The organism is Streptomyces plumbidurans (assembly GCF_019857225.1).
GTDB lineage: Bacteria > Actinomycetota > Actinomycetes > Streptomycetales > Streptomycetaceae > Streptomyces > Streptomyces plumbidurans.
The window spans coordinates 163,261-172,044 of sequence record NZ_JAFJSY010000018.1 but is presented as its reverse complement, the minus strand read 5'-3'; the positions used below and the strand labels follow the sequence as shown (position 1 = coordinate 172,044).

Here is an 8,784-nt window from a genome sequence, read left to right as displayed (position 1 = left end):
CCGCCGGCGCCGCGCGCCACCCGCCCCGAGCCCGCGCAGGCCGTCCCGTGGGGCGTGCGCGTCGCCGCGGAGGCCGGCTGGCGGCTGCTGGTGCTCGCGGGCACGCTGTGGGTGCTGATGCGGGTCATCAGCGCCGTACAGCTCGTCGTCCTCGCCTTCGTCGTCGCACTGCTCATCACGGCGCTGCTGCAGCCCACCGTGGCCCGGCTGAGGCGACACGGCGTGCCGCGCGGTCCGGCGACCGCCCTGACCGCGATCCTCGGCTTCGTCGTCATGGGGCTGATCGGCTGGTTCGTGACCTGGCAGGTCATGGAGAACATCGACAACCTCTCCGACCAGATCCAGAGCGGCATCGACGATCTGCGCAACTGGCTGCTCAAGAGCCCCTTCCACGTCACCGACAAGCAGATCAACCAGATCGCCAAGAACCTGCGCGACGCGGTCGGCGCGAACAGCGACCAGATCACCTCGGCGGGCCTGGAGGGCGTCCAGGTCGTGGTCGAGGCGCTGACCGGCATCCTGCTGACGTTCTTCTCGACCCTGTTCCTGCTCTACGACGGCCGGCGCATCTGGGAGTGGACGCTCAAGCTCGTCCCCGCCGCCGCCCGTCCCGCCATCTCCGGCGCGGGCCCGCGGGCCTGGCGCACACTGACCGCCTATGTGCGCGGCACGGTGCTGGTGGCCCTGATCGACGCCATCTTCATCGGCCTGGGCATCTACTTCCTCGATGTGCCGATGGCCGTCCCGCTGGCCGTCTTCATCTTCCTGTTCTCCTTCATCCCGCTCGTCGGCGCGGTGGCCTCCGGCGCGCTGGCGGTGGTCGTCGCGCTGGTCACCCAGGGCGTGTTCACGGCCGTGATGACGCTCGCCGTGGTGCTCGCCGTCCAGCAGATCGAGGGCCACATCCTGCAGCCGTTCATCCTCGGCCGTGCCGTACGCGTCCATCCGCTCGCGGTGGTCCTGTCCGTCGCCGGCGGCGGCATGGTGGCGGGCATCGGCGGCGCGGTGGTCGCCGTACCGCTGGTGGCCGTCACCAACACGGTCATGGGCTATCTGCGGGCGTACTCCGAGGAGCACATCCCCGGCGGCGACGACACTGCGCAGCCCTCCGCTCCGCAGGAGGCCGAGGACGAGCCGCCCCGGGCCGACGCCGCACCCGACGGCGCGGCAACACCCAAGGACGAGGCGGAGGACGCCGGAGTCTGACCCACGCGGTCCGTGAGCGACGAGGGCCCCTCCCCGGCCGCGGGGAGGGGCCCTGCGTGCCTCTGGTGCCGCTACTCGGTGCGCAGGCCGTCCGGGCGCATCAGCCGCAGCAGCGGCGGCAGGCTGAGCACGGTCACGGCGAGGACGACCGCCGCGCCGATGCCCGTCATCGACAGCACACTCGCCCAGTCCACGCTCACCGTCGTGCCGGTCATCTTCAGCAGCACCGCGCCCAGCGTCAGGCCGACCACCGAGGCGAGCAGCAGGCCCAGGGCGATCGGGATCGCCGTCTGCCACAGCACCGACAGGCTCAGCGTGCGGCGCCGGGTGCCGAAGGCGACCAGCGACGACAGCAGCTTCTTGCGCTCGCGCAACTGCTCCAGCTGCGAGACCAGCAGGCTCGCGCCGATCAGCACGAGGACGCAGGTGGCGCCCACGAACAGGCCGGTGCGGATGGATCGGAACTGCAGCGACTGCTTCGAGGACGTCAGGGTGTACACGTTCGCCAGCGGGTCCAGCTGTGCGGCCGTGTTGCGCGCGTGCTCGTCGGCGTCCGCCACCGACCGGTCCAGCGAGAGATACACCTTCTGGCTCAGCCCGGCCGTCGCGGCCGCGGGCAGCGCGCCCGAGGTGATGAGCAGTCCGCCGCGCTCGTAGCCCGTGGGGTCCTCGCGCTGCGCGGCCGTCTTCACGCCGGAGGGCACCTTCCAGGCCGCCGTATGGCTGCTCACCCCGTCATAGGCGGGGTCGAAGTACAGGGTGCGGCCCGGCGCGATCAGCTTCTTCGTGTCGCCGCCGTACTGGTCGCCGACGATGCGGAAGATGTCGCCGTCGCGGCAGGAGCCCAGCCGGGCCACCTCGGCCAGCTGCGCGCAGCTGCCGACGGCCATCTCCAGCTCGGTCGCCGGGTTCTTCGGCCCGTCCCCGACCGAGCCCAGCGAGAGCGCCGTCACCTTGCGCACGCCCTCGGTCCCGGCGAGCTTGTGGTCCACCTCGGACAGCGGGACGTCACCGCGCACGGAGATCTCCATCTGCGCCCGGCTGAGGTCGTTCTTCGTGTCCTTGGTGTAGTCGTGCTGGACCCCGGCGAACAGCATCTGCAGGGCGACCGCACCGGCCACCGCGACCGCGATGCCGTTGACCATCCGGGCGGCCGAGCCGCTGCTCAACTGCAGCCTGCGCACCGCCAGTTGCCAGGAGACCGGACCGGAGTCCAGCCGGGCCACCACGGCCTCGACGATCCACGGCAGCAGCGCGGTGACACCGACCAGCAGCAGCACGGTGCCGCCGATCACCATCCACTGGTTGAAGTTCCCGTTGTCGTTGCCCTGGCCGATCATCGGGTACAGCAGCCCGAGCCCGGCCAGCGGCAGCAGCAGCCGCCACCACAGCCGGCGCCGCGGCGGGCGCGCCGTACGGACCACGCCGAGCGGCTCGATGACGACCCTGCGCAGCGCGAACAGCGTGACCAGGACGGCGGAGGCGGGCACCGCGACGGCCACGAGCAGGACGAGCGCCGGCGACGGATTGAGGTCGCTCGGGAAGACGCTGATGTCCCGCACCTCCAGCAGCGCCACCAGTTGACGTCCCGTGAGGAAGAAGGCGGTGCCGAGAACGAGCCCGAGCAGCGCCCCGGCCAGGGCCTCGCCGCCCGCGATCCTGCGGGCCATCCGGCCGTCGGCGCCGACCAGCCTCAGCGCCGCGAGACGGCGGTCGCGGCGCTCGCCGCCGAAGCGGACGGCCGCGGCTATGAACACGCCGACGGGCAGCAGCAGCACCACGAAGATGATCGTGACGAGCAGCAGCAGGATCGGGTCCAGGCCGTCCTGCTGCTGCCCGGGGGAGGGCCCGAAGTAGTGGATGCGCTCGACGCTGCCGCCGGCCAGATGCCGCTCCAGGCCCGAGGCGCCCGCGTAGTAGGCGAGTTCGGCGGGCCCGACGAGCCCGCGGTCGGCAATGGTGCCCACGGCGCGGTAGGGGATGCGTTCGCGCAGCAGCTTGCCGGATCCGGACGCGAGCAGCTTCTTCAGCGCGGGCGAGACGAACATCTCGCCCTTGGCCGGGAACGTCGCGACGCCCGGCGGCAGCGGCGCCCGCGCCCCCTCCTGCTGCAGCAGCCGGCCGCGCACGTCCGCCCCGTGGAAGGTCGTGTCGGTGGAGGCGACGATCAGCGTGTCGCCGGCCTTCGGCAGCACCTTCCCGGTGTACGTGAAGTCGTCCCGGGCGCTCTCCCGCTTGTCCCGCTCGGACAGCGCGCTCGGAATGGCGGTCGTCAGCAGCAGCAGCGCCACCCCGAGCCCGACGCCGACGGCCGTCAGTACGGCCCGTATCCACCCCTCACGGCCACCGCTGAAGGCGAACCGCACCCCCAGGGCCAGATCCCTGGCCCAGTGCCCCGCCTTCATACGATGCGCTCCATGTCCCGGGACTTGCCGTCCCGTACGACGATCTCGCGGTCCGAGTACGCGGCCACCCGTGCCTCGTGCGTGACCAGGACGACGGCGGCGTTGGTGGACCGGGCCGCGTCCGTGAGCAGATCCATCACGCGCTCGCCGTTGAGCGAGTCGAGCGCGCCGGTCGGCTCGTCGGCGAACAGCACCCGGGGGCTGGTGACCAGGGCCCGGGCGACGGCGACGCGCTGGCCCTGACCGCCGGAGACCTCACCGGGGCGCTTCTTCCTGAGGTCGTCGACCTCGAGCCGCTCCATCCAGGTCAGCGCGGTCCGCTCGGCCTCCTTGCGGGCGGTGCCGTTCAGCCGAAGCGGCAGGGCGACGTTCTCCACGCAGGTCAACTCCGGTACGAGCTGCCCGAACTGGAACACGAAGCCGAACTCCGAGCGCCGCAGCGCACTGCGCTCGCCGTCGCCCATGGTCGCCATCTCACGGCCGCCGTAGGTGATCGAGCCCGAGTCGGGCGTCACGATCCCCGCGAGACAGTGCAGCAGGGTCGACTTGCCGGACCCGGAGGGGCCCATCACGGCGACGACCTCACCGGGGTGGATGGAGAACTCGGCGCCGTCGAGCGCCGTGGTCGGCCCGTACACCTTGTGCAGGTTCTCGGCCGCGAGCAGGGAGCCGGGGGGAGGGGTCACTTGGTCACCACCTCGGCGAGCTTGTCGAGGCGCGCGGCGGTCAGTTCCAGCCAGCGCAGGTCGGCCTCGAGATGGAACAGGGCGTGGTCGCAGATGAGCTGGTCGGCGAGGTCGCCCCGGCGCTTGCGGTCGGTCAGGATCCGCATCATGCGCAGATGCTCCGAGCGCTGCGTGTCGAGGATGTCGGCCGCTTCACGGTGGGTGAGCAGGGCGAGGACGACCTTGGTGTACAGCGTCGACTGCAGATACGGCTCGGGCGGCTCCGGCGTCGCGAGCCAGCGCTCGACGTCGGTGATGCCGGCGTCGGTGATCGCGTACCGCTTGCGCTCGGGGCCGCCGCCCGCCTCGATCCCGTCGACCTCGACGAGTCCGTTCTTCAGCAGGCGCGACATCGTCGAATAGACCTGGCCGTAGTGCAGCGGCCGGTCGTGACCGAACTTCTCGTCGAAGGCCCGCTTGAGGTCGTAGCCGTGGCGGGGCCCGGACTCCAGGAGTCCCAGAAGGGTGTGACCGATGGACATGCGGAGCACTCTACACACGGTGTATACGCCGGATGTATACGCGGAGTGTGTAGATCATGGCGAGGTGTACGGCCCCGCAGGTGGGGGCCGATTGTCACAGCTCTGTCACAGGAAACGCAGGAACGCGGAGCCTCAGGAAACTCAGGGCGTTCCGGTTTCCGGACCTGCGGGCGGCCGCCCCCGGCGCGGGATCGGCCGCGCCTCCCCGGGCAGCCGCCCCGCCTCCGCGAGCGCCCGCCGCAGCAGGAACTCGATCTGGGCGTTGGCGGACCGCAGCTCGTCCGAGGCCCACCGGGCCAGGGCCTCGTACACCAGCGGGTCCAGCCGCAGCAGCACCTGCTTGCGCTGCTGCGGCCGGCGCTCGGGCGTGGCCCCCTCGGAGGCGGCCATCACTGGTAGAGGGTCCCGGTGTTGAGGACGGGCTGCGGCGCCCGGTCCCCGCACAGCACCACCATCAGGTTGGACACCATCGCCGCCTTGCGCTCGTTGTCCAGCTCCACGATGTCCTGCTCGGTGATGCGCGCGAGCGCCGCCTCGACCATGCCCACCGCCCCGTCCACGATCTGCCGACGGGCCGCCACGACCGCTCCGGCCTGCTGGCGCTGGAGCATCGCCGAGGCGATCTCGGGAGCGTAGGCGAGGTGGGTGAAGCGCGACTCGATGATCTGCACACCGGCCGCCTCCACGCGCGCGTGCAGCTCGACGGCGAGCTTCTCGGTGATCTCCTCGGCGTTGCCGCGCAGCGAGAGCCCGCCCTCGTCGTGGGCGTCGTAGGGGTACTCGATGGCGATGTGCCGGACCGCGGCCTCCGTCTGCGTGGCCACGAACTCCAGGTAGTTGTCCACCTCGAAGGTCGCCTGCGCGGTGTCCCGCACCTTCCAGACCACCACCGCGGCGAGTTCGATCGGATTGCCGTAGGCGTCGTTGACCTTGAGGACGGCGGTCTCGTGGTTGCGTACGCGGGTGGAGATCTTGGTGCGCGAGGTGAAGGGGTTCACCCAGCGCAGGCCGTCCTGGCGGATCGTGCCCCGGTAGCGCCCGAAGAGCTGCACCACCCGGGCCTCGCCCGGCGCCACGGTGTTCAGCCCGCGCAGCGAGATGATCGCGGCGATCAGGACGAAGACCCCGCCGACGGCGAAGCCGGGGTTCACCGAGGACGCCGCGAACAGGCCGATCGCCACCAGCACGCCCAGCAGCCCGAGCAACAGCGCGAGCGCGCCGCCGATGCTGTGCGCCGTGAACTCGCGCACGCGCGGTGCGGGCATTTCCGGGAGGTCGGCGGTGGGTGTGGAGTCTTGTGCGGACATGGTTGGCCCCCGTTGTCGCGGCGCGGCTGAGTGCTAACGCCTGCTTATCAAAGTGTTATCACTTTACCCTCGTCAAGCAACCTTCAACCCCTCCCAGCCGTCGGTTCCTTTGGGGCGGGTGCTGATTCTCACGTCCGTCAAAGGCCGGATCGACGGACCTTCGTCACATGTCACGGTGTTAGCTTCTTGAGCTGACTTGAGCGGCGAACCTGTGTGACGTGTGAGCACACACGACCGAAGCGGAGCGGAACGGACCAATGGGACGGGCGGAAGACAGACGAGCGCGACAGCGCGGTGGCCGCCGCGCGGCGCCCAGGCGCTCGTCCGCGGCAGCGGAATCGGCGGCTTCCCCGGAGGAGTCGGTCACCGTCGTCGGCGGCCGGGCCGCCGCGCGCCGGGCGGCTCAGGGCAGGGGCCGGGCCAAGGGCAAGGCGGGCAAGGACGGCCGGAGCTTCATACGCCGGATGTTCACCTGGAAGAAGGTCGTCGGGACCGTCTTCGGGGTGTGCCTGCTCGGCATGGGCGCGTTCATCGCGCTGTACATGATGATCGGCATACCCAAGGGCAACGCCGACGCCGAACTCCAGAGCAACGTCTACAAGTACAGCGACGGCTCGCTGCTGACCCGCGACGGCCAGCGCAACCGCGAGATCGTGGACCTGTCCAAGGTGCCCAAGGACGTGCAGCGGACCTTCGTCGCCGCCGAGAACAAGACCTTCTACAAGGACAACGGCGTCGATCTGAAGGGCACCGCCCGCGGTCTGCTCAACACCCTCTCCGGCAAGGGCGCACAGGGCGGTTCGACGATCACCCAGCAGTACGTCAAGAACTACTACCTGACGCAGAACCAGACCGTCTCGCGCAAGCTGAAGGAACTGGTCATCTCGCTGAAGCTGGACCGGGAGAAGTCCAAGGACTACATCCTCGCCGGCTACATCAACACCAGCTACTACGGCCGCGGCGCCTACGGCATCCAGGCCGCCGCGCAGGCCTACTACCGCGTCGACGCCCAGAAGCTCACGGTCGAGCAGGGCGCGTACCTCGCCGCCCTGCTGCAGGCCCCGAACCAGTACGACTGGGCGATCGCCACGGACACCGGCAAGAAGCTCGTCCAGGCACGCTGGAACTACGTCCTCGACAACATGGTCAAGCAGGGCTGGCTGGACAAGGCCAAGCGCGACCAGATGACGTTCCCGATCCCGAAAACGCCCAAGGCGGCGGCCGGCATGGGCGGTCAGACCGGTTATCTGGTGGACGCGGCCAACAACCAGCTGGCCCAGCAGCTGGTGGCGCAGGGCACGGCCGACAACGTGAAGGACGCCCTGACGCTGGTCAACCGGGGCGGCTGGACGATCACGCTCAACATCGACAAGAAGAAGCAGGCGGCGCTGGAGAAGGCCGCCAAGTCGCAGCTGACCAGCAAGCTCGACCCGAAGAAGCGCCCGGTCGACGCGGACGTGCAGGCCGGCGCGGCCTCCGTGAACCCGAAGACGGGCGCGGTCGTCGCGATGTACGGCGGCCAGGACTACTACAAGCACTACCGCAACAACGCGACCCGCACGGACTACCAGCCCGCCTCGACCTTCAAGCCGGTGATCCTCGCCGCCGCCCTGGACGAGAACGCCCAGACGCAGAGCGGCAAGCCGATCAGCGCGAACACGATCTACGACGGCACCAGCAAGCGCCAGGTCGTGGACCACGGCAGCAAGGTCGGGTTCGCACCCGAGAACGAGGACGACGCGTCCTACGGCAACATCACCGTCCAGAAGGCGATGAACGAGTCCGTCAACTCCGTCTTCGCGCAGATGGGTGTCGACGTCGGCATGGACAAGGTGCTCAAGGTCGCGAGCCAGATGGGCATGGACACCGCCGACCTCAAGTCCGTACCCGCCCAGACCCTCGGCACCATGGGCGCGAGCCCGCTGCAGATGGCAGGCGTCTACGCGACCCTCGACAACCACGGCAAGAAGGTCACGCCGACCATCATCAAGTCGGTCGAGAACAGCCAACACCAGGTCACCCTGCCGAATCCGATCGGCGACCAGGTCGTCAGCCGCGAGGCCGCCGACTCGGTCACCTCGGTGCTGACGGGCGTGGTCGACGACGGTACGGCCAAGGTGTCGGTGCGGGACAACACCAGCCGGGACGGCCGCAAGGTCGCCGGCAAGACCGGTACGTCGGACGAGAACCGCTCGGCCTGGTTCAGCGGCTACACGCCCGACCTGGTCACCTCGGTCGGCCTGTTCGGCGAGTCCAAGAAGAACGGCGCCCAGGTCTCGATGCACAAGGCGGGCGGCTTCCCGCGCGTCAACGGCGGTGGCTTCCCGGCGCAGATCTGGGCGACGTACACCTTCGGCGTCTCCAGCAAGGGCCTGAAGTTCGACCTGGACACCACGCAGGGCGCGGCGGTCCAGCCGACCTACTCGTCCAGCCCCACCCAGTCGGCGAGCGAGACGCCCTCCGAGACGCCATCGAGCGAGGCACCGACGTCCCAGTCGCCCTCCGAGACGCCGAGCAAGAGCCCGACCCAGACACCCACCCAGACCCCGACCCAGACCCCGACGCAATCGCCCACGCAGAGCCCGTCGGGCGGCCTCGAGAACCCGCTGGACCCGAACAACCGGGATCAGTAGCGGACGGACGACGAAGGGCGCCCGGC

The 8,784-nt window shown here is 70.1% G+C and carries 7 protein-coding genes; 2 read left to right on the top strand and 5 right to left on the bottom strand.

The window, feature by feature from the left end:
* A partial coding sequence (locus JYK17_RS15545; protein ID WP_222810562.1) for an AI-2E family transporter occupies positions 1 to 1,206 on the top strand: 1,206 nt, incomplete at its 5' end.
* A 71-nt stretch (positions 1,207 to 1,277) separates the two neighbouring features.
* On the opposite strand, the gene JYK17_RS15540 is transcribed toward JYK17_RS15545, so the two are convergent.
* The 5 genes from JYK17_RS15540 to JYK17_RS15520 all read right to left on the bottom strand — a co-directional run bounded on the left by JYK17_RS15540 (position 1,278) and on the right by JYK17_RS15520 (position 6,125).
* Entirely contained in the window at positions 1,278 to 3,611 is a 2,334-nt protein-coding gene (locus tag JYK17_RS15540; protein ID WP_222810561.1) for an ABC transporter permease, read from the bottom strand.
* The gene (locus tag JYK17_RS15535; protein ID WP_108013897.1) at positions 3,608 to 4,297 is read right to left on the bottom strand and encodes an ABC transporter ATP-binding protein; all 690 of its coding nucleotides are present in this window, start codon (positions 4,295 to 4,297) and stop codon (positions 3,608 to 3,610) included. The genes JYK17_RS15540 and JYK17_RS15535 overlap by 4 nt, the downstream gene beginning before the upstream one ends.
* Positions 4,294 to 4,818: a PadR family transcriptional regulator gene (locus tag JYK17_RS15530; protein ID WP_108013898.1), complete on the bottom strand. Its 525-nt coding sequence runs from the start codon at positions 4,816 to 4,818 to the stop codon at positions 4,294 to 4,296. Before JYK17_RS15530 ends, JYK17_RS15535 begins: the two co-directional genes overlap by 4 nt.
* Positions 4,819 to 4,959: 141 nt before the next feature.
* Positions 4,960 to 5,208, bottom strand: a complete 249-nt coding sequence (locus JYK17_RS15525; protein ID WP_108013899.1) for a type II toxin-antitoxin system antitoxin — start codon at positions 5,206 to 5,208, stop codon at positions 4,960 to 4,962.
* On the bottom strand, positions 5,208 to 6,125 hold the full coding sequence (locus JYK17_RS15520; RefSeq protein ID WP_128802028.1) for an SPFH domain-containing protein: 918 nt from the start codon (positions 6,123 to 6,125) through the stop codon (positions 5,208 to 5,210). The genes JYK17_RS15525 and JYK17_RS15520 overlap by 1 nt, the downstream gene beginning before the upstream one ends.
* 257 nt (positions 6,126 to 6,382) lie before the next feature.
* On the opposite strand from JYK17_RS15520, the gene JYK17_RS15515 reads away from it, so the two are divergent.
* Positions 6,383 to 8,758 carry a transglycosylase domain-containing protein gene (locus JYK17_RS15515; protein WP_108013901.1) on the top strand — a complete coding sequence of 792 codons (2,376 nt, stop codon included), beginning with the start codon at positions 6,383 to 6,385 and terminating at the stop codon, positions 8,756 to 8,758.
* Positions 8,759 to 8,784: the final 26 nt, after the last annotated feature.

What these genes read in the sequence shown, in the direction of transcription:
- JYK17_RS15540 (WP_222810561.1), bottom strand. Translation starts at nt 3,611, where the DNA reads ATGAAGGCGGGGCACTGGGCCAGGGATCTGGCCCTGGGGGTGCGGTTC.
- JYK17_RS15530 (WP_108013898.1), bottom strand. Translation starts at nt 4,818, where the DNA reads ATGTCCATCGGTCACACCCTTCTGGGACTCCTGGAGTCCGGGCCCCGC.
- JYK17_RS15525 (WP_108013899.1), bottom strand. Translation starts at nt 5,208, where the DNA reads ATGGCCGCCTCCGAGGGGGCCACGCCCGAGCGCCGGCCGCAGCAGCGC.
- JYK17_RS15520 (WP_128802028.1), bottom strand. Translation starts at nt 6,125, where the DNA reads ATGTCCGCACAAGACTCCACACCCACCGCCGACCTCCCGGAAATGCCC.
- JYK17_RS15515 (WP_108013901.1), top strand. Translation starts at nt 6,383, where the DNA reads ATGGGACGGGCGGAAGACAGACGAGCGCGACAGCGCGGTGGCCGCCGC.